This is a genomic window from Nonomuraea sp. NPDC048881 (assembly GCF_040649795.1).
Lineage (GTDB): Bacteria > Actinomycetota > Actinomycetes > Streptosporangiales > Streptosporangiaceae > Nonomuraea.
Genome location: NZ_JBEZGC010000023.1, coordinates 80,420 through 105,642, shown reverse-complemented (window position 1 = coordinate 105,642; position 25,223 = coordinate 80,420). Strand labels below are relative to the sequence as shown.

Annotated in this window: 28 protein-coding genes; 16 read left to right on the top strand and 12 right to left on the bottom strand. The window is 70.2% G+C overall.

Translation table 11 applies throughout. From position 1 onward, the window contains the following. Positions 1–57: 57 nt before the first annotated feature. Complete coding sequence (locus AB0C33_RS44970) at positions 58–771, bottom strand: methyltransferase (protein WP_358299928.1); 714 nt, start codon at positions 769–771, stop codon at positions 58–60. Then, on the bottom strand, positions 683–1,066 hold the full coding sequence (locus tag AB0C33_RS44965; RefSeq protein WP_358299925.1) for a MerR family transcriptional regulator: 384 nt from the start codon (positions 1,064–1,066) through the stop codon (positions 683–685). The genes AB0C33_RS44970 and AB0C33_RS44965 overlap by 89 nt, the downstream gene beginning before the upstream one ends. A 49-nt stretch (positions 1,067–1,115) precedes the next feature. On the opposite strand from AB0C33_RS44965, the gene AB0C33_RS44960 reads away from it, so the two are divergent. From AB0C33_RS44960 to AB0C33_RS44940, 5 genes are all read left to right on the top strand, one after another. Then, positions 1,116–2,327, top strand: a complete 1,212-nt coding sequence (locus AB0C33_RS44960; protein WP_358299922.1) for an MFS transporter — start codon at positions 1,116–1,118, stop codon at positions 2,325–2,327. After that, complete coding sequence (locus AB0C33_RS44955) at positions 2,311–3,072, top strand: class I SAM-dependent methyltransferase (protein WP_358299919.1); 762 nt, start codon at positions 2,311–2,313, stop codon at positions 3,070–3,072. Before AB0C33_RS44960 ends, AB0C33_RS44955 begins: the two co-directional genes overlap by 17 nt. Beyond that, a complete protein-coding gene (locus AB0C33_RS44950) occupies positions 3,069–3,410 on the top strand; it encodes a hypothetical protein (RefSeq protein ID WP_358299916.1) in 342 nt (113 codons plus the stop codon). Before AB0C33_RS44955 ends, AB0C33_RS44950 begins: the two co-directional genes overlap by 4 nt. A gap of 239 nt (positions 3,411–3,649) precedes the next feature. Continuing rightward, complete coding sequence (locus AB0C33_RS44945; protein ID WP_358300016.1) at positions 3,650–3,904, top strand: DUF2000 family protein; 255 nt, start codon at positions 3,650–3,652, stop codon at positions 3,902–3,904. Between the two features lie 112 nt (positions 3,905–4,016). Beyond that, entirely contained in the window at positions 4,017–4,478 is a 462-nt protein-coding gene (locus AB0C33_RS44940) for a DinB family protein (protein WP_352329518.1), read from the top strand. A 1,358-nt stretch (positions 4,479–5,836) separates the two neighbouring features. Here AB0C33_RS44940 and AB0C33_RS44935 read toward each other — a convergent pair. After that, positions 5,837–5,992: a hypothetical protein gene (locus AB0C33_RS44935; RefSeq protein ID WP_358299913.1), complete on the bottom strand. Its 156-nt coding sequence runs from the start codon at positions 5,990–5,992 to the stop codon at positions 5,837–5,839. Between the two features lie 254 nt (positions 5,993–6,246). Here AB0C33_RS44935 and AB0C33_RS44930 point away from each other — a divergent pair, with 254 nt between their 5' ends. From AB0C33_RS44930 to AB0C33_RS44905, 6 genes are all read left to right on the top strand, one after another. Next, positions 6,247–6,597 (top strand): hypothetical protein, encoded by a 351-nt coding sequence (locus tag AB0C33_RS44930; protein ID WP_358299910.1) that lies wholly within the window; start codon positions 6,247–6,249, stop codon positions 6,595–6,597. An 83-nt stretch (positions 6,598–6,680) separates the two neighbouring features. Continuing rightward, entirely contained in the window at positions 6,681–6,878 is a 198-nt protein-coding gene (locus tag AB0C33_RS44925) for a hypothetical protein (RefSeq protein WP_358299907.1), read from the top strand. A 470-nt stretch (positions 6,879–7,348) separates the two neighbouring features. Then, the gene (locus tag AB0C33_RS44920; RefSeq protein WP_358299904.1) at positions 7,349–8,281 is read left to right on the top strand and encodes an alpha/beta hydrolase; all 933 of its coding nucleotides are present in this window, start codon (positions 7,349–7,351) and stop codon (positions 8,279–8,281) included. 22 nt (positions 8,282–8,303) lie between these two features. Next, positions 8,304–9,023, top strand: a complete 720-nt coding sequence (locus AB0C33_RS44915) for an alpha/beta hydrolase (RefSeq protein ID WP_358299901.1) — start codon at positions 8,304–8,306, stop codon at positions 9,021–9,023. Positions 9,024–9,136: 113 nt separating this feature from the next. After that, positions 9,137–9,967, top strand: a complete 831-nt coding sequence (locus AB0C33_RS44910) for an alpha/beta hydrolase (protein WP_358299899.1) — start codon at positions 9,137–9,139, stop codon at positions 9,965–9,967. A gap of 123 nt (positions 9,968–10,090) precedes the next feature. Beyond that, positions 10,091–10,822, top strand: a complete 732-nt coding sequence (locus AB0C33_RS44905) for an alpha/beta hydrolase (protein ID WP_358299897.1) — start codon at positions 10,091–10,093, stop codon at positions 10,820–10,822. On the opposite strand, the gene AB0C33_RS44900 is transcribed toward AB0C33_RS44905, so the two are convergent. The 3 genes from AB0C33_RS44900 to AB0C33_RS44890 form a co-directional block, all read right to left on the bottom strand. Further along, positions 10,797–13,103, bottom strand: coding sequence for a tetratricopeptide repeat protein (locus tag AB0C33_RS44900; protein WP_358299895.1), 2,307 nt, complete (start codon positions 13,101–13,103; stop codon positions 10,797–10,799). The genes AB0C33_RS44905 and AB0C33_RS44900 overlap by 26 nt on opposite strands. Before the next feature lie 235 nt (positions 13,104–13,338). Beyond that, positions 13,339–14,043, bottom strand: a complete 705-nt coding sequence (locus AB0C33_RS44895) for an alpha/beta hydrolase (protein WP_358299892.1) — start codon at positions 14,041–14,043, stop codon at positions 13,339–13,341. Positions 14,044–14,061: 18 nt separating this feature from the next. Continuing rightward, positions 14,062–14,859 (bottom strand): NADP-dependent oxidoreductase, encoded by a 798-nt coding sequence (locus AB0C33_RS44890; RefSeq protein ID WP_358299889.1) that lies wholly within the window; start codon positions 14,857–14,859, stop codon positions 14,062–14,064. Between AB0C33_RS44890 and AB0C33_RS44885 the strand changes: the two genes are divergently transcribed. After that, positions 14,813–15,598, top strand: coding sequence for a helix-turn-helix domain-containing protein (locus tag AB0C33_RS44885; protein WP_358299886.1), 786 nt, complete (start codon positions 14,813–14,815; stop codon positions 15,596–15,598). The genes AB0C33_RS44890 and AB0C33_RS44885 overlap by 47 nt on opposite strands. 92 nt (positions 15,599–15,690) lie before the next feature. Here the strand turns inward: AB0C33_RS44885 and AB0C33_RS44880 are convergent, their stop codons facing one another. Further along, positions 15,691–16,083, bottom strand: coding sequence for a hypothetical protein (locus tag AB0C33_RS44880; RefSeq protein WP_358299883.1), 393 nt, complete (start codon positions 16,081–16,083; stop codon positions 15,691–15,693). A 291-nt stretch (positions 16,084–16,374) separates the two neighbouring features. Here AB0C33_RS44880 and AB0C33_RS44875 point away from each other — a divergent pair, with 291 nt between their 5' ends. Then, positions 16,375–16,686 carry a hypothetical protein gene (locus tag AB0C33_RS44875; RefSeq protein WP_358299881.1) on the top strand — a complete coding sequence of 104 codons (312 nt, stop codon included), beginning with the start codon at positions 16,375–16,377 and terminating at the stop codon, positions 16,684–16,686. A gap of 117 nt (positions 16,687–16,803) precedes the next feature. On the opposite strand, the gene AB0C33_RS44870 is transcribed toward AB0C33_RS44875, so the two are convergent. Beyond that, a complete protein-coding gene (locus tag AB0C33_RS44870; RefSeq protein ID WP_358299878.1) occupies positions 16,804–17,205 on the bottom strand; it encodes a helix-turn-helix domain-containing protein in 402 nt (133 codons plus the stop codon). 1,137 nt (positions 17,206–18,342) lie between these two features. On the opposite strand from AB0C33_RS44870, the gene AB0C33_RS44865 reads away from it, so the two are divergent. Together AB0C33_RS44865 and AB0C33_RS44860 are read left to right on the top strand one after the other, a co-directional pair. Beyond that, positions 18,343–18,546, top strand: coding sequence for a cold-shock protein (locus AB0C33_RS44865; protein ID WP_358299875.1), 204 nt, complete (start codon positions 18,343–18,345; stop codon positions 18,544–18,546). A 357-nt stretch (positions 18,547–18,903) separates the two neighbouring features. Further along, positions 18,904–20,334 (top strand): DEAD/DEAH box helicase, encoded by a 1,431-nt coding sequence (locus tag AB0C33_RS44860; RefSeq protein WP_358299872.1) that lies wholly within the window; start codon positions 18,904–18,906, stop codon positions 20,332–20,334. A 101-nt stretch (positions 20,335–20,435) separates the two neighbouring features. On the opposite strand, the gene AB0C33_RS44855 is transcribed toward AB0C33_RS44860, so the two are convergent. Further along, positions 20,436–21,890 carry a glycosyl hydrolase family 28-related protein gene (locus tag AB0C33_RS44855; protein ID WP_358299870.1) on the bottom strand — a complete coding sequence of 485 codons (1,455 nt, stop codon included), beginning with the start codon at positions 21,888–21,890 and terminating at the stop codon, positions 20,436–20,438. A gap of 352 nt (positions 21,891–22,242) precedes the next feature. Here AB0C33_RS44855 and AB0C33_RS44850 point away from each other — a divergent pair, with 352 nt between their 5' ends. After that, on the top strand, positions 22,243–22,653 hold the full coding sequence (locus AB0C33_RS44850) for a Rid family hydrolase (protein WP_358299868.1): 411 nt from the start codon (positions 22,243–22,245) through the stop codon (positions 22,651–22,653). A 113-nt stretch (positions 22,654–22,766) separates the two neighbouring features. Here AB0C33_RS44850 and AB0C33_RS44845 read toward each other — a convergent pair whose 3' ends face one another. The 3 genes from AB0C33_RS44845 to AB0C33_RS44835 form a co-directional block, all read right to left on the bottom strand. Then, positions 22,767–23,357 (bottom strand): HD domain-containing protein, encoded by a 591-nt coding sequence (locus AB0C33_RS44845; protein ID WP_358299865.1) that lies wholly within the window; start codon positions 23,355–23,357, stop codon positions 22,767–22,769. A 110-nt stretch (positions 23,358–23,467) separates the two neighbouring features. Next, on the bottom strand, positions 23,468–23,935 hold the full coding sequence (locus tag AB0C33_RS44840) for a cupin domain-containing protein (RefSeq protein ID WP_358299863.1): 468 nt from the start codon (positions 23,933–23,935) through the stop codon (positions 23,468–23,470). A 272-nt stretch (positions 23,936–24,207) separates the two neighbouring features. After that, positions 24,208–24,900, bottom strand: a complete 693-nt coding sequence (locus tag AB0C33_RS44835; RefSeq protein WP_358299861.1) for an L-2-amino-thiazoline-4-carboxylic acid hydrolase — start codon at positions 24,898–24,900, stop codon at positions 24,208–24,210. Between the last annotated feature and the right edge of the window lie 323 nt (positions 24,901–25,223).

Genomic DNA, 25,223 nt, shown 5'->3' with positions numbered 1-25,223 from the left:
GCTGCCGGGTCCGCTGCCGGGTCTGGTGGTGGCGGGTCATACCCGCCGCACTGCTGATCAGGACCGCCACCTGGGGCACCGTGCGATGGCTTTTGCAAGACCTGCCCCATATGCCGATCCCGCAGCAGGTCTCCACCCGGATTGAGGCCATGCGCACCGCGCTAGCGGGCGCGGCGGGTGTGGGTGCCAATGAGCTGGGGTTCGGTCCAGTTCGGGTGTCGCAATGCGGTTGGATCGAGGACGGCTGCCGCGGTGGTGCGGACCCGTAGTGGGACGTTGCGGCGGGTTGACGGCGAGAAGATCTGCGCTCATCGGGGCAAGGAGACGCCAGTCGGCCTCCCAAAGGGTGAGTCGCTTGCGAGCCTCGTGACCGAGGAACGGGATGACGTTGCGGGCGGTGTCGGCAAGCGCGGCCCCGTCATGGTCCTGAGCGATCACGTGCCGGGCTCCAGCGGTCAAGGCGGCCAGAGTGACCAGGCCAGCTCCGCACCCCGCGTCCAATACGACCTGGTCTCGGGTGTCGTCCAAGGTGGAGGCGAGAAAGGCGGAGAAAGTCGACGGCCGGTGCACACCCGGGCTGGCTTCCAGCTTGCGCCCCACGCTGCCCCATGCCGAGCAGTTCGCCGAGGTCCTCAACCGGACGCTCGCCGGACGGCCGGCCTCGACGGGGCCTGGTGGATCGTCAGGAGGCGGGGGCGGCCGACGAGGAGACGGTGAGGGGCGCGGCGGCGATGACGGCGTCGAGTAGGTCACGCGAGGCTTGCAACTCATCGATGGCGCGGGTGATGCGTTCACGCTGGTGTTGCAGCTCGTCGATGATCTCCGGGCAGACGGGCACCAGGTTCCCGGCCTTGACCCGTATGCAAGGCAGCACCTGCCCGATGGTCTCGGTGTTGAGCCCGGCCGACAGCAGACGGCGAATGCGCAGGACGGTGTCGACATCCGATTCCTGATAGTAGCGATAACCGCTGGCCGCTCGTTCCGGCCACAGGAGGCCCTGCTTCTCGTAGTAACGCAGCAGCCGCTCATGAACCCCGGTACGACACGACAGTTCCCCGATACGCACGACGCCTCCATTTGACTCTGACATGGATGTCAGAGTCTAACCTCCCCGCATGAGGCGAACGTTTCCGGTGCTTGCCGCTCTGTGCGTGAGCGTCTTCGTCGTCGGCACCGCTGAGTTCCTGGCCGCCGGCCTGCTGCCGCAGATCGGGTCAGATCTGGAGGTCTCGGTCGCCGTGGCTGGGCAGGTGGTGACCGCCTATGCGCTCGGCACCGTGGTCGCTGGGCCGCTGGTGGCGATCGCCACCATGCGACTGCCGCGCAAAGGGCTCATGCTCGCCCTGATGGCGGTCTTCGTCGTGGGCAGCGTGGTGAGCGCCTTGGCGCCGAACTATCCGGTGTTGCTGGCCGGGCGGGTCGTCTCGTCGATCGGCCATGCCACGTTCTTCGCGTTGACGCTGATCGCGGCCACCAGCGTGGCCGGTCCCGGGCGGGCCGGCTCCGCGATCGCCGCCGTGACCTCCGGACTGACCGTGGCCAACCTGCTCGGGGTGCCGCTCGGTTCGGCGCTCGGCCAAGACCTGGGCTGGCGCTTCCCCTTCGCCGTGCTGGCCGCGCTGGCACTGGCATGCCTGGCACTGCTCGCGTTCACGCTGCCGCGCGTCCCGGCGCAGCTCACGAGCGTCGCCGCAGAGCTCTCGGTGCTGGCCCGGCGGCCGGTGCTGGTGGCCATCGCCACCACGGCCGTCGGCTTCGCCGGGGTCGGCGCGGTGTTCACGTACATGGCGCCGATGCTGGTCCAGGTGAGCGGGTTCACCCCGTCCGTGGTCTCCTGGCTACTGCTGGCCTACGGAGTGGGAAGCCTGCTGGGCAACCTCGTCGCCGGACGGCTCGCCGACCGGTCCGTTGGGGCGACGCTGCGCGGCATCTTCGCCTCCCTGACCGCGCTGCTCGCCGTGCTGCCGCTGGCCGTCGTGCACAAGCCGATGGCGGCCGCCGCGGTGCTCGGGCTCGGGCTGCTGGCCACCGCCACCGTCGCTCCGTTGCAGACCCTGATCGTGCAACGCGCGGGCGCTGCCCCGACCCTGGCGGTCACGATCAACGTGGCCGCGTTCATGCTCGCCCACGCGGTGGGCTCGATGATCGGCGCCGGCGTCGTGACCGCCGCCGGACTGCGCTGGACGGGCCTGGCCGGAGCCGTGCTCAGCGCTGCCGGGTTGCTGCTGTCCTACCTGGCCGTGCCCGGGCGCGCCTCCGCCACGAGGCCACCGGAGCGCCCGGCCGCATCCACAACAGTGAGGAAGACCCATGACCTTGGCCGCTGACCACTACGACCGGCTGCTCGCCCGGCACTACACCTGGATGCTCGGCGGCGACCTGGCCGCCCTGGCCGCCGAGCAAGCCGACCTGCTGCGCAGCCTCGGCGTCGCTCCGACAGCCTCCGGCGCCACCGCCGTCGACCTCGGCTGCGGTCCGGGCAACCAGAGCCTGGCCCTGGCCCGGCTGGGCTTCTCTCCCGTGCTGGCCGTCGACACGAGCAAGGCATTGCTCGACGAGCTGGCCGCCGCAGCAGATGGAGACCCCGCGATCCGGCCCGTCCAAGCCGACATCCGCACCGCGCTTCCTCTGATCACCCGGCCCGGCGACGTGGACGTCATCGTCTGCATGGGCGACACGCTGACCCATCTGACAAGCAAGGACGACGTGATCGCCCTGCTCGGCGACATCGCCGTAGCCCTCGCCGAGGGAGGCAGGCTGGTGATCACCTACCGCGACCTCACCCTGCCCCTGACCGGCACCGACCGGTTCATCCTCGTCCGCGGCACCGCCGATCGACTGCTCACCTGCTTCCTGGACTATGGCGGCGACACCGTCCTCGTCCACGACGTGCTGTACACCCGTACCGGGGACACCTGGAACCAGCAGGCCAGCAGCTACCCCAAGCTCCGCCTCGGCGCCGACTGGCTCGCCGCCCAATGCGCGGCGGCCGGACTTGCGGTGCGGCGTGACGAGACCGGTCCGCGCGGCATGCGTCTGCTGATCGCGGTGAAGGCCGGAGCGGAGAGGTGACCGTCCACTTCGCCGGCCCGCTCGACCGGGCCAGAGCCGGCGATCTGCTCGTCCCCACCGTGCTCGGCGGAGTCCTCACCGAGCAGATCGTGCCCGAGCTGCGCTGTGCCGCCATCGCCGGACCCGCCAACAACCAGCTCGCCACCCCGGACGTCGCCGACCTCCTGCACCGACGCGGCATCGTGTGGGTGCCGGACTACGTCGTCAACGCGGGCGGCGTCATCAACGCGATCACCATGGAACTGCACCACGGCACCGCCCTGGAGCGCGCAAGCGCGTCGAGGCCATCGAGAACACCGTCGCCGACCTCCTCCACGCGGCGGACTGTCAGCAGGTGACACCCGCCCAGGCGGCATCGCGGCTGGCCCGGCGCCGCCTCGACACCATTCCCTCGGCCTCCGCTTCTCTGTGACGGGAAAGGAAGATCGACCACGCCCATGGCCACGAAACTCGTGACGACCTCAAGCCCCCGCCGGCGGTGAACGCGGCCGCGGTGATCGGGCTCAGCCTGGGCGCCCGCCTGAGCGACCCGCTGGGCGGCGACGGTGTGGACGCCGGCTGAGGATGGCAGGCGGGCCTGAACCTGCACCCGGTCGCCGTCCTGATCGCTCCCGCCGACGAACTACGAGAGCTGCACCACCGCGCCCTGGCCCAGGATGACCTGATCACCGTGGGCTTCAACGAGGTGGCCCAGCGCGCCCGAGACTACGACGACCACCTCGCCGCGTTGAAGACCACCCCGTCGCAACGCGTCAGCCTCGTAGCCGTCGCCGTGTTCGGGCGGCGTAATCGCGTGACTCCCCTGACCAAACGGCTTCCCCTGCTCGCGTGACTCAGAAAGGCTGAAGAACATGACCAACACGAGCCGCCGGAGAAGAAGTGAGATCCTCGGTGGCGAGGACGACAGCCGGTTCACCTTCCCCGCCTTCGGAGACGAGCGAACGATGCTCGTCGACGTCCTCGCCGCTCAGCGAGCGACGCTGAAGTTGAAGTGCGCGGGCCTGGACACCGTACTGGCCCTGCGGTCCGTGGAGCCCTCCACGCTGTCGCTGCTCGGGCTGGTCCGGCACCTCGCCGACGTCGAGCGCCGCTGGTTCAGGGCAGTGCTGGCCGGACAGGACGCGCCGCCCCGCTTCTCCTCCGCCGAGGACCCCGACGGCGACTTCGACGGCGCCGTGCCGGACCCCGAGGTTATCGACGGAGCATGGCGGGCCTGGCGGGAGGAGGTGGCCTTCGCCGACGCCTACGTCGCCGAAGCGCCCCACCTCAACGTCGAGGGCCACGACGCCTGGCGTGGGCGGCTCTCGCTGCGCTGGGTGCTCATCCACATGATCGAGGAGTACGCTCGCCACAACGGCCACGCCGACCTGCTGCGCGAACGCATCGACGGGGCGAGGGGCGTATGAGCGAGAAGCACACGAACGAGGGAGCGCATAAGCCAGGCAGGGCCGGGCCTTCGCCTGGGCGGCATGGTCATCGACGCCGTCGACCTCGATCGGCTCGCCCAGTTCTGTAGCCTGTTGCTCGATGTGCAGGTCACCCGCCGTAGGAGTGTACTTCCGAGATGGCGTCAATCTCGGAAGTACCCTTCTGATCACCGCGATCCTCGCTCTCCCGGCTCTGGCCTTGGTGCTGATCCCGTTCCATGACGAGACCGGTGCGACCGACACGCGCAACGGAGTGGCCGGGCTGCGCACCCGGGAGACGCTCGCCTCGCGTGAGGCGTGGGAGGCGGCGCATGCCTGGATCAGGAAGCCCATGCGACGGCTGGCGCTGACCATGGCGGGGGGCTCGTGGCAGCGGTGGCGGCCGAGGTGGCACTGGAGCCGCCGGAGCCTGCCGGAGTGGCGATCGTGTTGGCGCAGGCTTTCCTGCTGGTGGGCGGTCTGCTGAGGATCGGCCGGCGCGCACACCTCGTGGCCGCTCGGGTGAACCGACTCCGTGGAACGCCGTTCATGCTGCGCGTACCCCATCTCAACACGACAGAACTACTGGGTACGGCCGATGCGCGCGGGCGATCCAGGAATGGGCCGCGCACTGCGATCAACTCCGCGGGGCGCCCGCGGGTCTACAGGAAATCCTGCCCCTGGCACTGCTGCTGAACGACCTCGGTGTGGACATCGTCGGCGTCGTCCAGTTGGTCGCGCTCGGTGTGGTGGCGCCACGCCGGCAGGATACGACCACACCGAGCAGCCGATCAGCTGGACCCATCATGGGCGCGACTCTGCTGCTGAGCTCAGCGATCAGCGCGGTGATCGTAGCCCCCGGACTGTGAGGTGGCCGCGGCACGCCGTTTCACCGGGCGTCCGCCCCACCTCGTCCAACGTCAGAGGGGCTGCGCGCGCTGCGCCATCCCGACGACGTCGTCCTGCTCATCGCCGACCTGAAACCGGGCGAAGCACCCTCCTTCACGCCTTCGGCGCGAACACATAGCTGGAGGCGTTGGTCACCCAGGTTGATCGAACGGGACCACGGAGTGACCGCCGTCTCCCGAAGCATCACCGCGAACGCCGAGACCGTCCCGGGCCGCAAGCCCGAGGGCGCCCAGTACCCGTGGACGACCGGCCTGACCAGCCGCCTGACCTCATGGAGCACCTCCATCTCGCGCCAGGTCGCCAACCACATCTCCAGCATCCTCGCCACACTCCGGGCCGCGGACCGCGCCGCCGCTCGCCGATGGCGGCCGCGGTTGCCGCCGCGCGTTGAGGCGGGGTGGGCCCGGTCAGCTCGTACGTCGCCTTCGCGTGGCCGGTCTGCGTCAGCGTCACGGCGGCGATGTCGTCGGGTCGACCACGAGGAGGCCGATCTCGCCGAAGGGGGCAGCGACCGTACGCGCCGTGTTGGTGGACGGCGCCCAGGCGTAGGCGTTGGAGGCGAAGCCGCCCGGGCACAGGATCGCCCATTCGGTGGCGGAATCCATGACGGCCCGCTCGTACGCGGCGGAGGCCCGGCTGTGCGACAGGGAGTCGGGGCGGCCACCCGCGCCTCCCCGTACACCACGCCCCGCCGGCGACACCCATGGAACGGGCGGCAGGACGGGCGGCAGGACGGGCGCCTCGGCAAGGTACTCGCCGAGGGGGCGGAACAGGGTGTCGACATCAGGTGAAGATCGCCCTGTTGGCAACCGAGAGCATGTGAAGTGATACCAGTCTGGCGCTCCCGCAGACTAGGAGTATGGAGATTACGTACGAGTTGGGCGAAATCGCCGTCGAGCGGCAGCTGGAGGCTCTCGCTGGGGACGGTACGCGCAGGCCGGTGACGATCAGATTCGGCACGCCGCGCCTCGACCAGTTGAGCGTGAACGACGACTGGTGCTGTCCCCACCAGATCCTGGGTCTGGGCGACCAGGAAGTCGGGGCGGCTTTCGGTGTGGACTCCCTGCAGGCGCTCCTGCTGAGCGTGTACAAGGTGCGATTGAAGCTGGAGGAGCGGGCGCTGGCCGCGTCGGTCCGGCTGGACTGGCTGGGCTGGCCGGACCTCGGGTTGACGGTGGGCCCGGGGCCCCGCCCGGCCTTGGATGTCTGACTGTCACTTCGAATCGCACGGTTCTCGGGAGGGCGGAGGATGGCAGGCCCGCCGGGAGGGCTGTTGAGCAGGCACGACCCGTCGTGCGCCTCGCCCCTGCGGCGTCCAGGAGCCGGCGGCTCCGAAACCTGCTCGCCCAGCCCGACGTGACCGTGCAGGTCGGCGCCGAACCGACCCACCTGTGGGAGACGACGACCGGTATCTGGCCCCTCTACGCCGGCTACCAAAGGCGGATCCCGAACGTCATCGTCGAGCGCCCGCCGACGCCGCCTCCGGCCTGACCAAGAGCGAACTCATCCTCGAACGGGCGGCCGACGCCGATGAGGGATGCTGGACACTCCGAGCCCGCCTTGGACGCAACCCGAACCGCAACGCCGGGCGCGCCGGCGGGCTCCTTCCCCGGAACTCTCGCAACCGCGGCTGCCAGGCTTCCGACCGGACGCGGGACGATCGACGGCACCCGGCAGGCTGAGCGGATGCGGCACGAGCGTGCCCCGCCGACCGGCTGAACACCGGCGGGAGTGTTTCTGCATGTGGTTCCGCCTGTTCGGCAGCGTCCGCGCACGGTGTGATTGACCCAGCAAGCCTCCCGGTGGCCGGTCAAGCCCGGCTCGTCGACGGCATGTCGGCGTACCGGCCCGAGGTGTTGAGCGCGGCGGTGCTGCCGCTGATCAGCCCTGCCGACGTCGCCCCGCTTCCGCGGGATCGCCGCACGAGGCAACGTCAACCACACAGGAAATGAGCATCCACCATGGACAAACCGGTACTCGAACCCGCGGCGCAAGCGTTCGTCGAGGCGACCGCGAACCCGCCGTACCTGTTCGATCTAGGCCCGGTCGAGGGCCGCAAGGCCGTCGACGAGGTCCAGAGCCCCGAGATCGTCGTGCCTGGCACCACCCGGCAGACCCTCGGCGAACCCGCCTTGACGATCTACCGGCCGGAAGGCGTCAGCGGGCCGCTGCCGGTGATCCTCTACCTGCACGGCGCGGGCTGGGTGTTCGGCAACGACCACACCCATGACCGGCTCGCCCGCGAGCTCGCCACCGGCACCGGCGCCGCCGTCGTCTTCTCCAACTACAGCCTCTCCCCGGAGGCGAGGTACCCGGTCGCGATCGGTGAGAACTACGCGGCCGCGCAGTGGATCGTGCGGCACGGCGCCGAGCACGGCCTGGACGCCTCCCGGATCGCCGTGGCAGGGGACTCGGTCGGCGGGAACATGGCCATCTCGCTGACCCTGACCGCCAAGCAGCGCGGTGACGTGCCGCTGCTCGGGCAGGTGCTGTTCTACCCGGTCACCGACGCCTCCTTCGACACCGGCTCGTACCACCAGTTCGCCGAAGGCTACTTCCTGCGCCGCGACGCCATGCAGTGGTTCTGGGACCAGTACACCACCGACCTGGTCCAGCGCGCCGAGATCACCGCCTCCCCGCTGCGGGCCGCCACCGAAGACCTTGCCGGTCTGCCGCCCGCGCTGGTCATCACCGCCGAGGCCGACGTGCTGCGCGACGAGGGCGAGGCCTACGCGAACAAGCTGCGCGCCGCGGGCGTGCCAGTCACCGCCGTGCGCTACCAGGGCGTCATCCACGACTTCGTGATGCTCAACGCCCTGCGCGGCACCCAGGCGGCCGAAGGCGCGATCCGTCAGGCCGTCGACTTCCTGTCCACGATCCTGTCCACCCGCTGAGCGCCGGCCGAAAGAAGCGATCATGTCATCCGGTACGGCCCAGCCGACCATCGTCCTCGTCCACGGCGCGTTCGCCGAGTCCGCCAGCTGGAACGGCGTCATCGAACGCCTGCACACGCACGGCTACCCGGTCATCGCCGCGGGCAACCCACTGCGCAGCCTGTCCAGTGACGCCGCGGGCGTCTCCGCCGTCCTGGCCACCGTCAAAGGCCCGGTCGTCCTCGTCGGGCACTCCTACGGCGGCGCCGTCGTCTCCAATGCCGCGGTCGGCCACGACCACGTCAAGGCCCTCGTCTACGTCGCCGCGTTCGCGCCCGAGGCCGGTGAGAGCATCGGGGAGCTGTCCGGCAGGTTCCCGGGCGGGACGCTCGGGCAGACCCTGACCGAGGTGCCGCTGGCCGACGGAAGCGTCGACCTGTACATCCGGCAGGACCTGTTCCACCAGCAGTTCGCCGCCGACGTGCCGGCCGGGCGCGCGGTGCTCGACGCCGCGACCCAGCGGCCGCTGAACACCGTCGCGCTCAACGAGGGCGCCGGCGAGCCGGCGTGGAAGACGATTCCGTCCTGGTTCGTCTATCCGGAACTGGACCGCAACATCCCGCTCGCCGCGCACCGCTTCATGGCCGAACGCGCCGGCTCACGCGAGAGCGTCGAACTGCCCGGCGCCTCGCACGCCATCCCGGCCTCGGAGCCCGCGGCGGTGGCAGCCGTGATCATCGCCGCAGCGAAGACGATCCGCTGACCTCAGCCGCGTACGGCGGCGCCTTATTGCACCCCGGCCGCTTGACCAGCCCTGCCACAGCCCTGGCCTCGCGGCCCAAACGGGGAAATCCCGCACACCCTGAAGGAGAAATCATGACCAATGTCGCAGTCAACCGCGCTCGGCGCCAGGCGACCCTCGCCCTCGGGCTGGCCACCGCCGTGGGCGCGCTGCTGGCGGCGCCCTCGCCCGCGCACGCCGAGGCGGCCGACCGTTCCAAGCCGACGATCGTGCTGGTGCACGGCGCCTTCGCCGACGCCTCCAGCTGGAAGGGCGTGATCACCAAGCTGAAGCGGGACGGCTATCCGGTGCTCGCCACCGCGAACCCGCTACGCGGCCTGACGGAGGACGCCGCCTATCTCACCAGTGTGCTCAAGAACGTCAAGGGCCCCGTCGTCCTCGTCGGCCACTCCTACGGCGGCGCAGTGATCAGCAAGGCCGCCGCAGGCAACTCCTCGGTCAAGGCACTGGTCTACATCGCGGCGTTCCTGCCGGACAAGGGTGAAAGCGCGCTGGCCCTGTCGAACAAATACCCCGGCAGCACCCTCGGGCCCAACACCCAGCAGTGGACCTACCAACTGCCGGGCGGAGGCACGGCGGTCGAGCTGACGATCAAGCAGGACAAGTTCCGCGAGCAGTTCGCCGCCGACGTACCGGCTCGCAAGGCTGCGGCGATGGCGGCCTCCCAGCGGCCCGTCGCGGTCGCCGCGCTGGAGGAGAAGGCGACGGACGCAGCCTGGAAGACCATCCCGGCCTGGTCGTTGATCGCCACCGGCGACAAGAACATCCCGCCGGCTGCCCAACGGTGGATGTCGCGGCGCGCCCACGCGTCGACGGTCGAGGTCGCGGCCTCCCACGCCGTGTCGGTCTCCCAGCCGGACAAGACCGCCGAGATCATCGACAAGGCCGCCCGCGCCACCCGCTGATCCCGCCCGCTTCGACGACGCCTGGCGACGATCGCACTGAACATGCTCGCCGCCGGCGACGCGGTCGGCGCCAGGCGTCGTCGAGCGGCGGCAGCACCCACCCCCCGATGACAGGACGGATTCATGCCCTCCACTTCCGACCTCGCCCAGCTCCGCCACGCCAACGTCAGCGGCCGGATCCCCGTCGTGCTCGTCCACGGCGCGTGGCTGCTTCCCTCAAGCTGGGAGCGCTGGGCCGACGTGTTCGAGGAGGCGGGATTCGCGCCCATCCTCCCCGCCTGGCCCGCCGACGAAGCGGCCGACCACTTCGCGGGCCTGATCGGCGCACTGGAGCGCAGGCCCGCCGTCGTCGGCCATGGCGCCGGCGGCCTGCTGACGCAGATCATCGCGGGACGCGGCCTCGCCTGCGCCGCCGTGGCCATCAGCCCGTCGCCCTTCCCCCCGGTGCTGCCGCCACCGAGGTCCCCGGCCCGCGGCAGCGGCACCGTACCGCTCACCTATGAGCGGTTCCACCACGCCTTCGCCAACGCGGTCGGCGAGGAGGAGGCCAGGCGGCTGTATGAGACGTTCGTCGTGCCGGCGCTCCAGGCGCCGGCCACGGACTTCGGACCGTGGAGCGAGTACGATGCCACCGCCAAGGACCGGGGACCGCTGCTGCTCATCTCCGGGGAACTGGATCGCATCGTCCCATGGGCCGCCGCGCACGCCTCCTACGAGAGGCAGGCTCACAACGAGCAGCACCTGACCGAGATCATCGAGCTGCCCGGCCGGAGCCACTCGCTGACCGTCGACAGCGGCTGGCGCGAGGTCTGCGGCACCGCCCTGACGTTCATCCAGCGCTTTGTGGAGCCGTGAGGGGCATCACCGCGTCCAGCTCCGTCAGCACCTGGGCCGCCCGGTCGGCGTCGCCGGCGGCCTCGAACAGCTCCAGCGCCTCCTTGAACGCCTCGCGAGCGGCCTCCACCTGCTCCAGCTCGACCAGCGCGCGGCCCAGTTTGGTCAGCGACGTCGCCACGGCCCGGCCGATCGGGACGCGCATCTCCCGCAACGCCTCACGGTAATGGTCGGCGGCCTCCTGCCAGCGTCCGAGGGCTCGGTAGCCGTCACCCACCTGGTCCAGCACCATCGCCAGAGCCTGACCGACGAGGTCCGGAGAGCCGCCGAAGGCGGGATCGCGCAGCCGATCCACCAGAGCCAGGTTGTGCCGTACTGCCTCCTCCACCCTCCCCAACCGGTTCAGGCAGTGCCCCGCACCGATCAACGCCTGCGCGTAACCTTCCCTGTCCCCGGCCTCCAAGAAGAACTCCGCCGCCTGCCGGGTGTAACCCAGCGCGGTCTCGTCGCTCACCCGATCGGCGCGGCCCCACAGCGCCCAGGTCGCGTAGATCAGCGCCCAGCCCTGCTGCCGCACGTCGCCGACACCTCGGGCCAGCTCCAGCGCGCGCAGTGCGGTCGCCTCCGCCTCGTCGTAGCGGGCCTGGCAGTGGGTACGCGCCCAGGACAGATAGTTGAGGTGGACCGCTTCCTGCTTGCCGTCGCCCATCGCGCGGGCGGCGGCTGCGGACAGGCCGAAGATCTCGGGCCAGTGCTCCCAGTGCATCCACTGGTCGGAGAACCAGTGCATGGCCTCGGCGACCTCGACCACGCGGGCGTGCTCGCCGAGGCCGGCCGCCGTACGCAGCGCCGCGAACCACGCCTCGCCCTCCGCCATGAGCCATTCCCGGGCCTGCCGCTGATCGTCCAGCTCGACCAGCGAGCTCCAGTCCGGCGGCGGCGCCCCGTAGTCGGGCTCGAACCAGCGCCCGGCGACCGTCGCGACCTCCAGCAGCCAGTCGTCCATCCGCCGCCGCGCCCGCCGCTGGGCCTCGATCGGCTCCTCCTGCGACAGCCGGGCGCGGGCGAACAGCCGCACCAGGTCGTGGAAGCGGTAACGCCCGGGGAACGGCGACAGCAGCAGGCCGAGATCGACCAGTTCCTCCAGGGCGTCCTCGGCGTCGGCCAGGCCGAGTTCGGCGAGGACCGCGGTCATCGGGACCCCGAAATCCGGCGCCGCCGCCAGCGCCAGGCGACGGAAGCTCTGCCGCGCGGGCGCGGAGAGCTGCCGGTAGGACAGCGCGAAGGCGGCGGCCACGGAAAGGTCACCCGCGGACAGGGACTCCACCCGCCGTCCCTCGTCGCCGAGCCGCTCGGCCAGGTGCCCGGCCGTCCAGCCGGGCCTGCTCTGCAGCCGGTTGCCCGCGATACGCAGCGCCAGCGGCAGGTTCCCGCACAAGCTCGCCACGCGCGCCACGCCGTCAGGATCGGCCTCGGCACGTTCGGCGCCGACGATCGAACGTAGGAGCGCGGCAGCCTCATCGGCGGCCAGATGTGCCAGCGGGAGCTGGTGCACGCCCTCCAGCCCGGCCAGCGGCCGACGGCTGGTGATCAGTGTCATCACCGGACCTGCCGAGGGCAGCAGCGGACGCACCTGGCTCTCGTGGGCGGCGTTGTCCAGGATGATCAGGCACCGTCGTTCGCGCAGCAGGGCCCGATAGTGGCCCGCGCGGTCCTCCTCGGAGACGAGGATGAGCCTCTCGGCCACACCCAACGCGTTGAGCAGCCGCGACAACGCGGTCCCCGAGTCCAGCGGGACCGGGTCCATGCCGCGCAGATCCAGGTAGAAGCAGCCGTCGGGGAACAGATCCGCCAGCTGCCCACCGGCACGCACCGCCAGCGCCGTCTTGCCGATCCCCGCGGCGCCGGAGACCGCCGCCACGACGGCCGCCCCCGTGGCCGGCTCGCCGGCGGCCTCCTCGCCCCCGGCACGGGCCGCCAGGTCGCGCAACGTGCGCAGTTCCCGGGTCCGCCCGGTGAAGTCGCCCACTCCGCGGGGCAGCTCACACGCGCCCCGCGCCGGGGCGTCCCGGCGCAGCCGTCCTGCCCGCGCCGCCTCCGTCAGGGCCGCCCGCTGCGCGTCGTCGAGCGGGAGCGCCTCGGCCAGCGCTTCGACGGTACGCCGTTGCGGGCTCCGGCTGATTCCGCGCTCCATGTCGCTGATGGCCCGTACGCTGACGCCCGAGGCGTCGGAGAGCTCCTCGATGGTGAGCCTGGCGGCCTGCCGACGGCTCCGCAGCAGACTGCCGAACGACTCCGACACCGGTCCCCCTCTTACGTCCCCCAACGCCGCACACACCCTACCTACCTGGGCGTACAGGTCACGCCGGAGCCGCTCGACGACATGTCCCGACTCCGTGCCCTTCCTCTCTGAGTCGTCCCCGGCACGGCCGTCCTCAGAGCCGACGGCAACACCAAACCCCTCACCATCGCGCCGAACAGCCGCAGGGTGGCGTCCGGCAGGAACGGCACCGCTTCGCCCGGTAGCAGGCCGCCGGTCAGGCCGTCCCTGCCCGCTGCCGGTCCGAGTGGTCGGCCGCCGCCTCCAGGAGGATTCTCAGCAGGTCGCCGGGGGCGTCTCGCATCACGTTGTGGCCCGAGGCCACTGCGTGCGTGCGCCAGGCGGGGTCGTCGAGCAGTCGTTCGTGCGTAGCCGTGAACGGGGACCGGCCGTCCCAGCCGGTGGCGTAGACGTAGTCCCTGCTGCGGTAGCGGTCAAGGCCGCCCTCCAGCCGGATGGCCTGGAGCAGGGAGGCCAAGGGGTGCGGAGTCGCCCGTGGATCGAAGAAGGGCAGCGGCGCGCTGGTGTAACCGGTCTCGCCCGCACTGTCGAGGTACCAGCCGCGTTCCCGGTCGCTCACCAGCGACCAGCACGAGTCTCCATTCTGCGGGACCATGGCGTCCACGTAGACCAGCCCCGCCACGCGCTCCGGGACGCGGTCGGCGGCGCCTGTGATCACCATCCCGCCATAGCTGTGGCCGACCAGCACGGCGTCGGTGATCTGTTCGTCCGTCATGAGATTGACGACGTCGTCGATGTGGGTGTCGAGGTTGACCGTGGCGGTCAGCAGGTGCCTGCGGTCTCCTACACCGGTGAGGGTCAGCGGGTAGGCCTGGTGTCCGTGCGCGCGCAGCTGCCGGGCCAGCGGTTCGAAGGTCCAGGCGCCGTGCCAGGCGCCGGGGATGAGGACGAAGGTGGTCATCGTGGAATCTCCCTGGTCTCAGCTCGCGACGGACAGGACGATCTTGCCCGTGGTACGGCGGCTGTCGGCGAGTTCGTGAGCCTTGGCCGCCTGGTCGAGCGGGAGCACTGTGTCGATCTCGGGACGAAGCCGGTCCGACGCCACCAGCGCGGCGATCTCCCGCATGCCCGCCTGGTCGGCTTCCACGATCATGAAGGCGGCACGCAGGCCGAGGGTGGCGGCTTCATCGGCCAAGTAGGCCTCGCCAGGGGAGGCGAGTGAGACCAGGACGCCACCCGGACGCAGGGCACGCAGCGAGCGTGGCCCGTAGGAGCCGCCGATGGTGTCGATGACGGCGTCCACCGGTTCGATGGCCGTCTCGAAGTCGGCCTCGGTGTAGTCGATGAGTTCGTCCGCGCCGAGGCCGCGCAGGAACGCGTGCTTGGCCGTACGGGCGGTGCCGATCACCTGGGCGCCACGGGCCTTGGCGATCTGGACGGCGAGGTGCCCGACGCCGCCCGCCGCCGCGTGGATCAGCACCCGCTGTCCCATCCGCACCTGGGCGACGTCCACCAGGGCCTGCCAGGCGGTGAGCGCGGCGAGCGGCAGCGCCGCGGCCTGCTCGTGGGTCAGCGCCTCGGGCTTGCGGACCAGGTGCCGGGCCGGGGAGGTCACGTACTCGGCGTAGGTGCCCGCCGGGAGCGGGTGACGCGGCAGGCCGAACACCTCGTCGCCGGGGGCGAGGCTGGACGGTGGGCCGGTCACCACGAGCGCCGACTTCACCATTTCCGTGGCCCACGGGAGCGAGGCGCTGCGGTCGGCGGACACTCTGGTCATCCCGCCGTTCACCTGCGGCCCCGACGAGGAAAGGGACTGGCTGCCCGACGGGCTGCGCGAAGCTCTCGCCCTCGTGCCGGCCGACGCGCGCCTCGTCTCGATCTGCACTGCTTCGTACGTTCTCGCCGCCGCGGGACTGCTCGACGGGCGGCCCGCCACCACCCACTGGAACGAGGCCGACCACTTCCAGCGGTCCTTCCCGCAGGTCCAGGTGGATGCGAACGTCCTGTTCGTCGACGGAGGGCAGATCCTCACGGCGGCGGGGGTCGCCGCCGGCATCGATCTCTGCCTGCATCTGGTACGCCGTGACCACGGCAGTGAGATCGCCAACCGGGTGGCCAGGCTCTGCGTGGTGCCTCCGTGGCGGGAAGGGGGCCAGGCCCAGTACATCGACCGGCCGGTCCCGGAGCAGTCGGCCGCCACCACGGCCGCCACGCGATCGTGGGCCCTGCGTGAGCTGCATCGGCCGTTGACTCTGGCCGAGCTGGCGGACAATGCCGGCATGAGCGTCCGCACGTTCTGCCGGCGCTTCCGTGACGAGACGGGCATGCCGCCCGGCCAGTGGCTCACCCGGCAGCGGGTCGAGCGCGCACGGCAACTGCTGGAGACCACCGATCTGCCGGTCGACCAGGTCGCCGCCCATGCGGGCTTCGGCACCGCCGCCGCCCTCCGCCAGCACCTCGCCGCCGTCATCGGAGTTCCGCCTTCGGCCTACCGCCAATCCTTCCGGGGCAGATGACCACCCCGCTCATCCGGATCGCCGGCCGCCGCTCTCCCTTGATCACACAGAGACCGGTACGGCGGTCGCGGCCGCGCGCCGCGGGTCGTCCGTCAGGCGGGACGCACGGGCCAGCGCCAGGAACGAGACCAGCGGGCAGGCGGCGCCCAGCGGCATGAGGTCCTTTGGTCGAACAGCACCCCCATCGCGGCATGGCCGGCCGAGCCGAACCCCACCACGATGTCGATGACGAACTGGACGATCAACGTGGCGACGCCGACCTGCCCGGCGACGGCCAGCCCGGTCGCCAGGCGGCCACCACCGGCCAGCCTGCGCATCTCGTGAAAGGCCACGGCGAAGAACGCCAGCGCGCCGATGAACGCCAGATGCCCGCTCGTCCAGGCCAGGCCGGGACCGCGGCTGCCGTCCAGACCGTCCAGGATCCGGATCACGCCGTAGGCGAAGGTGAGCACAGGGGCGGCGACGAAGGCGAAACGGGGGTTCATCTCGTTGACTCCATAGCGGTGACGACCTCCCCCATCCTGGGTTTCCACGCCCGTACGGACATCGCCGGGACGGGCGAACTCCTCCCTCCGTCCTACGAGGGATCAAGCAGCCCCGGACTGGCTCCTGAGACCGGCTCGACTCACCCCTGCGGCTCCGGCCGGCACCTGCGCCGAGGAGACAGTCCGCCGCGCCTTCCCGGTCGACCTCTTCCGCCGCACCTCCACCTGCGACCAGGCGGCGCTCGACGTTCGGCAACCGGACAGAGGAATCGCCGCCCGCCTAGGGTGACCTTGTGCACGTCATCGACGTCGCGCCCGATCAGCGTCTGCTCGACCTGCAGCGGGCCCGCCTACGCCGTAGAAGCCGTCCTCATCGGCGATGACCGTATCCCGCCCCTGCACGAGCCCCTCGCCGACCTGCTCCCCGCGCCGCTCACCTGGGTCGGCGCCTTCGACGGCGCTGGTGGCCGTACGGTGCTGGTCTCCACCGGGCGGGACAACACACCCGCCCGGCGGCTCTACGAGGGGTACGGCTTCACCTGGGTGAACGACGCCGAGGTCATCCCCGGCCTCTGGGTCACCAGCTGCCGCCTCACCCCCTGACAGTGAGCACCGTCCGGGTACCGGCCCCAGCCAGGGTTGACGTCGGTGGCGCGGCAGCACCTGCTGCACGCCAGGACCCGGTCAGTCTCGCGCTGCCGGGTCTCGGCATCGCCGGTGCTAGGGTCCGGCCGGGCGGTCGCGCGCGTTGTTGATGCGCAGCGCCGCCGCGAGCTGGTCTTCCAAGATGATGATCCGGCAGGCGGCCTCCACGGGCGTCCCCTGGTCGACGAGCTCCCGGGCGCGGGCGGCCAGGCGCAGCTGGCAGCGGGAGTAGCGGCGGTGGCCGCCGCTGGAGCGCTCCGGCTCGATCAGTTTGGCGGCGCCCAGAGCCCGCAGGAACGTGGGGCTGACACCGAGCATCTCCGCGGCCGCGCCCATGCTGTAGGCGGGGTAGTTCTCATCGTCGAACCGATCCTCGAACCGGTTCTCGGCCCTGAATCCAGCCTTGGACCTGGCCGTGTCCGCAGTCCTGCCGTGAGCGAGCGTGTCGCCGCCGGCAGCCGAGCGACGTTGATCCATGCATTCCTTTCCGTTGACGCACAGGGGCCCCCGGCGCCTGTCGCGCCGGGGCCCCGAAGAGTTCAAACACCATCCATCATCTGCCGGCCCGATGGGCGGCTTACCCTTGTCCGCACCCGCCGTACTGTCCGGCGGCGATGCGGGGATCGCGGATGCGTGACCGAAGACCACCTTCCTATCTGTGGAACTGCGGTACCCGAGCGGCGAGACTCAGCCTGCGACGGGCGATCCCGATGGTGTTCAACACTCCCTTCATCTCTATCTTCCGGACCACTGTCCAACTTCACCTCCGGCAGCGCGTCCACGATCAGGGCCCCTAACCACTGCGCTGGCCCCTCACGTCCGACCTTCTGCCATCAACTTCTGCTTCAGCTTGCTCCGGGCAGTTCATCGTGATGCTGATACTTCGGCTGCCCGGCCGATCCCATCCTTGCGCTGACGGGCGCGGCAGTCTTTCGGAGCGGTCGTTGACCAGCGGGAACGCTGCCGCTGTCGCGGCCGCGGCGTTCAGGGAGAACGTTGGCGACCGCCTCGTCGACCGCACGATGAGGTCTCACATCGAGGCCGGCCCCGCCTTCATCCCTGACGGCCCATGGCGTCCCGGTGGCGAGTCCACCTCTGTTCGGGCCGCCGGGCGAGGACGTCCCGACAAATCCCTCCGAGGGATAAAACGAGCTTCGCTCGGTTTGACATGACTCTCAACATGCCGTTGACGAGCCATCCGCTCACGCACATGGCCTGATGCGGAAATTCCCTCCGCGGACATGGCGTGCTTCAGCGGAGACGGGCCAGGACGACCGTGAGCTGCCGGGAAGCATGCGGCCCGCCCGCTCCGAAGGCAGGGCCCGCGGCAGCGAATATCTATTGCCGCAAGTACAGAAATCAAAGCGGCGCGCGGCCAGATTTCATGGCATAACCAGCAGAATTCGACCCCCCGCTCTCCTCGAAAACGCGCACTGTGATACTGTCGTTCTCGGTTGCAGTTGTGGTTCCCAAACACTTCAGGTGCCCTCACCGGCGTCCTTTACCGGTGGCGGCACTTTGTATTGCCGGCGCTTTTCCGGACGGGTAATCATCGCGGCGACGCAAGGCTTGCACAGAGTGAGCCTTACGGATATCACCCGAAGGAGATGCAAAATGGCTGCTGGTACCGTGAAGTGGTTCAACGCGGAAAAGGGTTTCGGTTTCATCGAGCAGGACGGCGGCGGCGCTGACGTCTTCGCCCACTACTCGAACATCGCCGCCCAGGGCTACCGCGAGCTCCAGGAAGGCCAGAAGGTGAACTTCGACGTCACGCAGGGCCAGAAGGGGCCGCAGGCGGAGAACATCGTTCCTGCCTGACGCTGACGCACCACGCCGCCGGGGCCCGCGCCGTAGGGCGCAAGCCCCGGCGCGCTGCTTTTGTGGCACCCGACATGCCGTTCCACCCTCGCTCCCCGAGAGGAACGACAGGTCTGTTCTTCCGCCGCGCACCGGATGCACCATTCATGGCTCCTGTTCGGGCGCAAGCCTGGTCCAGCCCTCATGGCCCGGAATCACAGCCGCCGTTGTCCCCGGCGAATGCCAACCATTTCAACGTACGAGTCCAGGCTGTTTCTCCGCCGGCTCGACCCGTTCTTTCGGCCCGCGCCCGCCATTCTCGCGCCGCTCATCCGCGCAGAGAACCGCGTGACACGCGCCGCATCAGGAAGGTTCTGCATGAACCATGCGACTCGCTCGCACGACCGCTACGCCCCGACTCGTACGGGCGGCTCCTTCAACCCCGGCAGAGGTGGCCGATCCGGCTCGCCGGCGCAGGCCCGGTCGGGCGCGCCCAGCCGTCCCGGCTACGGGCGGCGTCCCGCCGCACGCCAGGCAGAGTTCGCGCTGCCGGTCACGGTCACCCCGGCCCTGCCGGCAGCCACGACCTTCGCTGAACTCGACATGCCGCTCGCTCTGCTGAAGGTGCTCACCAGCCTGGGCGTGAACCAGCCGTTCCCGATCCAGGCGGCCACGCTGCCGAACTCCCTGGCCGGCCGGGACGTCCTGGGGCGGGGACGCACCGGGTCAGGCAAGACACTCGCCTTCGGCCTGGCTCTGCTCGTCCGCACCTCCGGACAGCGTGCCGAATCGCGGCAGCCGCTTGCCCTGATCCTCGTCCCCACACGGGAACTGGCCCAGCAGGTCACCGCCGCGCTCACCCCGTACGCCCGATCGCTGAAGCTGCGCCTGGCCACCGTCGTCGGCGGCATGTCGATCAGCCAGCAGGCCAACGCGCTGCGCAGCGGCGCCGAGGTCGTCGTTGCGACCCCGGGCCGGCTCAGAGACCTCATCGAGCGCGGCGACTGCCGCCTTGACCAGGTCGGCATCACCGTGCTGGACGAGGCCGACCAGATGGCCGACATGGGCTTCATGCCGCAGATCACCCACCTGCTCGACCAGGTGCGCCCTGGCGGCCAGCGGATGCTGTTCTCCGCCACTCTGGATCGCAACGTCGATCTGCTGGTCCGCCGCTACCTGACGGACCCGGTGGTCCATTCGGTCGACCCCGCGGCGGGCGCGGTCACCAACATGGAGCACCACGTGCTGCATGTCCAAGGTCCGGACAAGCAGGCCACCACTGTGGAGATCGCTGCCCGCGACGGCCGGGTGATCATGTTCCTGGACACCAAGCACGCCGTGGACCGGCTGACCGACCATCTGCTGAACAGCGGCGTACGCGCCGCCGCGCTTCACGGGGGCAAGTCGCAGTCCCAGCGCACCCGCACCCTCGCTCAGTTCAAGACCGGCCACGTCACGGTGCTGGTGGCGACGAACGTCGCGGCCCGCGGCATCCACGTCGACAACCTCGACCTCGTCGTCAACGTGGACCCGCCGAACGACCACAAGGACTACCTGCACCGCGGCGGCCGCACCGCCCGCGCCGGGGAGTCCGGCAGCGTCGTCACCCTGGTCCTGCCCAACCAGCGCCGTGACATGAACCGGCTGATGGCCGACGCCGGAATCGTCCCGCAGACCAGCCAGGTCCATTCGGGCGAGCCCGAACTCAGGCGTATCACGGGGGCTCAGACGCCCTCCGGGGTACCCGTGACCATCTCCGCACCGGCGGCGAGTCGCCGGCCGGCCCGGAACAGCCGACGCTCCTGGTAACAGTGGATGACCTGCCGAGGGAGCAGGACCAGCTCACTGACCGCTCTTGGCGCCGACTTCGCGTCGGCACCAGACCAGCGCTCATGCTCCGGGCATGACCGCTACCCCTGGTAGCCCGGGATGGAGAGGGTGGGAACGGTGCTGCCGGCGCAGCGGGCGCGCTGGCCGGCCGTGGGGGCGGCGTTGCGCATGCCGACGACCGGCACGGCGCGTCCGTCGGCGTAGGTGTTGCCGGACGCGGTGAAGGCCGCGGTGTCGCCGGCGACCTGGGAGACGTCGGGGCGGCCCTTGGTTCCGGCGAGCGGGTCGAGGAAGCGGTTGCCGAAGACGGCGATCGCCCGCTCGGCCCCGGTGCCCGGGAAGTTGCGCCAGTACATGATCCCGCTGTGGTCGGCGGCGGGCGTGACCGTGCGGATGTCGTAGACGTTGCCGCAGACGACGACGTCCTGGAAGACCTTGGGGGCGTTGGTCACGTCGTAGGTGTAGAGCAGTAGCGCGGTGCCGTACAGGAGGTTGCCGGCGATGGTCGCGCCGGTGCCGTTGCGCACCTTGAGCCCGCCGGTGGCGTTCTGCGGCCAGCCGCGCACCCAGTTGCCGGTGATCCGCAGGCCGCTGAAGCCCCAGGCGTACATGGCGTGGTCGCTTCTGGCCCGGCTGCGCGGGTCGCGGTTGACGATGTTGCCGGAGACGGTCGCGTTGATGTCGCCCTTGATGCTGATGCCGCGCTGGATGTGGCCGAGGGCGGCGGGCAGGCCGGTACGGCGGCGTACCTCGGCCAGGCGCGTCGCCGGGGCCTGGGACCAGGAGCGTCCGCCGGCCCAGGTGCTCAGCCATGCCGTCGAGGACAGGTCGGCGCCCAGGACGTTGCCGCTGATCGTCAGGTCGCGGGTGCGGTAGGTGAACAGCGGGGCGCCGCCGTCCACGCGTCGGTCGGACAGGAAGATCGAGTCCTGGACCTGCGCTCCGACCACGTTGGTGAGCCCGACGGCGACCTGGGCGAGGGTCGTCTGCTGCTGGTCCCCCGCGACCGGTGCCTCCCCGTCGCCGACGCGGTTGACGAACACGCTCCGCCGGATGACCGGCCCGGTCTTGTACGGGCCGTTGACGTCCACCCGCACCCCGTCGAACACCACGTTGTCCAGCACGGGCGTACGCTCCCATCGGTTGGCGTACGCGGTGTCGGCGAGGGCCACGTTGGCCGTGCTGCGCAGGATCGCGGGCGCGGCGGGGTCGCCGAGGATCGAGGCGGGCTTGCTCCAGTCGAGGCCGCCGGTGATCCGGTAGACCCCACCCGGCAGATAGAGGCATCGCCCCGAGGCGTACGCCGTGATGATGGCCTTCTGCACGCTGCCGGTGTCGTCGACCTGCCCGTCGCCCTTCGCACCCCCGTCGGCGACGGCGTTCAGGACACCGCCCGAGCAGGCCGGATCCGCGGCGACCGACTCGGGCACCGCAGGGGCGGCGCTCGCCGTAGCGGGCTGGGGCCCGAACGCCGAGACAACGACCGCGCCGGCGACCAGCGCGTTCCGTACCTGCCTCACTCCACCGACGCGCATGTCAGCCTCTCCCCCGCTCTCACCTGTTCGAGTAGGTGATCTTTGCATATGTCGGGCGGTCCCGAGCAAGGTCTCCAGACGATGACCGGGATCGTTCAGAGCCGTCCGCCGTACTGTCACCTGCTTGCGAGATACCTGCCGACCCAGCTCCACCAGCGCCGACGCGGCTCAGCCCACTGATCGACTCCCCGCTGTTCCCCTGGTTCCCCATCCCATCGGGCACGCAAGCCACCATGTCCGGTGGGCCGGGACTGTTGTACAGGCAGCTTGGCCTGCGGAAATAGGAGGCGGCAATCAGGATGCCCATGTCAGGATGATCGGTCTGTACCGGATGTGAAAGGACTGAATGGCCATGCCCAGCGCCATTACTCTGATCCGCGCCGCTGCTCTGTCTGACGTCGCCCAGTACGCTCACGCGGCCACGGCGCCCGCCGAGTCACGACTCATCTTCCTCGCCGGCGCGTGTCCTCTGAACGAGGACGGGTCGACGGCAGCAATCGGGAATTACGCCGGGCAAGCAGCGAAAGCCATCGAGAACATGCTGGTGGCTCTCACTGCCTCTGGCGCATCATTGCAGGACGTCATCAGCACAAGGGTTCTCGTCGCCTCCACCAGGCGGGAGGATCTGGTGGCTGCCTGGCAGGTGGTCCGGGACACGTTCGGTGACCATGACGTACCCAGCACCTTGTTCGGAGTCACCGTGCTTGGCCATGCCGACCAGCTCGTTGAGATCGAAGCAGTCGCCGCCGTACTTGACTCCTGAGCGAAAGGCCCGCTGCACCCCGTCGCGCACGCCGCCCCGACCACGTACGGGAGGGATCGGTCACCGAAGGAGCCGGTCAACGCCTTCAAGGGCGGCGTTCGCCGCCGGGGCGGTCAGGCGGACGGGGAGACTTCGAGAGGATTGGCGGCGATCCGGCCCGCGGCGTCGTTCCTGACCGATGCGGCGGCGGCGCTGTCCGGCTTGCGCCTCGCCTGGTCCTCGAAGCACGCCAGGAACTCCTCACCGAATCCCAGCCGGGGATGGCGGGCGAGCATCTCCGCCCTGGCGTCCGGCGAGAACTCCTCCGGCCGCCGTCCGACCACCTCCCAGCTTGTGGCGACCTGCAACACGTGCGACTCGGGATCGATGTCCGGGGGGACGTCGTCACGCATGTGCAACGTGATGATCTCGGTGGCCCTGGCGGCCCGCTCCTCCTGCCAGCCGGCGGCCATGCCGAAGACCCAGGCCAACTGCCCGCCCGCCTCCTCGAACGGCAGCCTGTGACTGTCGAAGGCATCCGTCAGGGCGATGTCGTGGAGCAGCGCCGAGACGTAGAAGAGCTCGTCGTCGACGGCGATCCCGTGCGCTGTGGCGTACTGCGTCCCCCACAGGTAGGAGCGGACGCAGTGGTTCAGCAGCGCGGGCGAGTAGAAACGGGTGGCCACCGACAGCGCCGCCGCGGCGGCGCGGGTCTCCGGGAACATGGGTCCCGCCTTTCACCTGGTCGTCAGTTTCCGATGTGCGACCTTGGTCGCAGGCCGGCGGTGGTGACTCGATGCGGGGGCGCACGCGCCGTCTCGGCCGGCCGACGGCCCTAACGCGGCCGATCGTCGATCTTGAGCTCGTCTCCGGTGTCGGAGATGAAGACGACCAGCAGTTTCGCCGGTCGCGCCCCGCTGGTGTTCTCGGTGAGCACGTGGTGGGCGCCCGGCTGCTCGACCCAGTTCTCGCCTTGGCGGTACGTACGCACCGGCTCGCCCTCGAGCCGGCTGCGCAGCACCCCCTCCAGCACGTAGGCGTAGACGAAGGCCCTGCCGTGCCGGTGCGGCGCCGCACGTGCGGCGGACGGGAAGGTCACGATCGCCGAGGTGAACGTCTTGCCCTTGACATCGGGAAGCGCCTGCTCAAGCAGAGGCGACAGCGTCTCGGACGGAGGCGGCGAACTCGTGGTGGCCACCGCTGGCACCTGGCCGGTCGCACGCTTCGCAGGGGGCGCGCACGCGCCGGACGCGGCCACCATGCCGGCGATCAGAAGGCTCCCGGCGAAGCGTACTCGGATCATGTTCTTTCCTGTCCCGCAGGCGTGCCGGCTGATCCCGGCCGCCCGCACACATGGGCTCGGTCATGAGGAGTGACGATTACGCTGTCCGGTGACGTGGGAGCCTAACTACGGGCGAGTTCAGGCCTTGGTGATGGTCTGCCCAAATACCGCCGAGCCGGTACGACGGAGCCGGTCATCCGCCTTCCCTGACCTGGGGGACGTTCTCCGCCGGGGGCGTGGGGGCTCCGTCGTGACCGCGAAGAAGCCCCCGGGCCGGGGTGACCGTCAGAGCGTCAGCCCGTTTCCTCGTTCCGGCTGGGGTTCCGGCTGAAGTGGAAGGGGCAGTGCGTGCCGCCCGTTCCGATGGTGGTGCGGCGGTCGAACCGGAAGCCGTGCCGGTCGGGCGCGATGGCCTCGATCCAGTTGGCGTCGAACGCGCACATGACCGGGGTCAGCTCCGGTGCCGAGTTGGCGGCCAGAACGTCGTGGTAGAAGCACCGGCGCACGTCGAGGTGGTAGCGCTCGTCGTCGTCGACGGTCCGGTCGAAGATGAATCCCTTCCCGAACGCGTACTCCTCGCGTGACCTGCTGAGCTCCACCATGGCGGCGAAGGCGTCCGGCGCGTTGTCCAGCACCGCCTGGGTGCCCTCCTTCATGGCGTCGCCGAGCGGTTCGATGAACGACGCGCGTACGACGGCGACGGCCGTCTCACGGCCCAACCTGGGCAGGAGCAACGCGTAGGCGGCCACCAGGGCCAGGGTCATGCGCAGGTTGTGGCGGGCGGGCTCATCGACGATCAGGGACTGTTGGGCCGCTTCGAGTTCGCCCTGCCGTGTCCGCATGGCGGTCACGAGATCGCCGGGCAGTGCGCGATCACGCAGGGTCGCGGCGAGATGCTCGTAGAACGCGTCCAGGAGCAGGGTCGTATCCCGGTCGGGATCGGGGACGTAGGCGCCTTCGGCGAGCCCGAACTGGTCGGTGGACATACTTGCCCTTTCGTGTACGGCTCGGCGCGTACACGACCGCGATCCCTTGTGGAGGCGTGACTGGTCGTGCCGCAACCAAGCGAGCACGCCAGCGCACTCCACCGACCGACCGGGCGCTGACAAGCTTTGTGTTGATGTGTCGGCACCAGCCTGCCAGACCCCGACGATCATGTCCATCCGGCGCGGACGAAGCCCGGCGTGGTCGTCTTGGCCACGGCGCGGCTCTCGTCGACGTCGGTCACGCCCGAGCAGCGCGATGACGCGATCGATTGCCGACGCGTAGGCGCGGTGAGTGTTCGGGTTGGCCGTGCGCGGGATCGCGA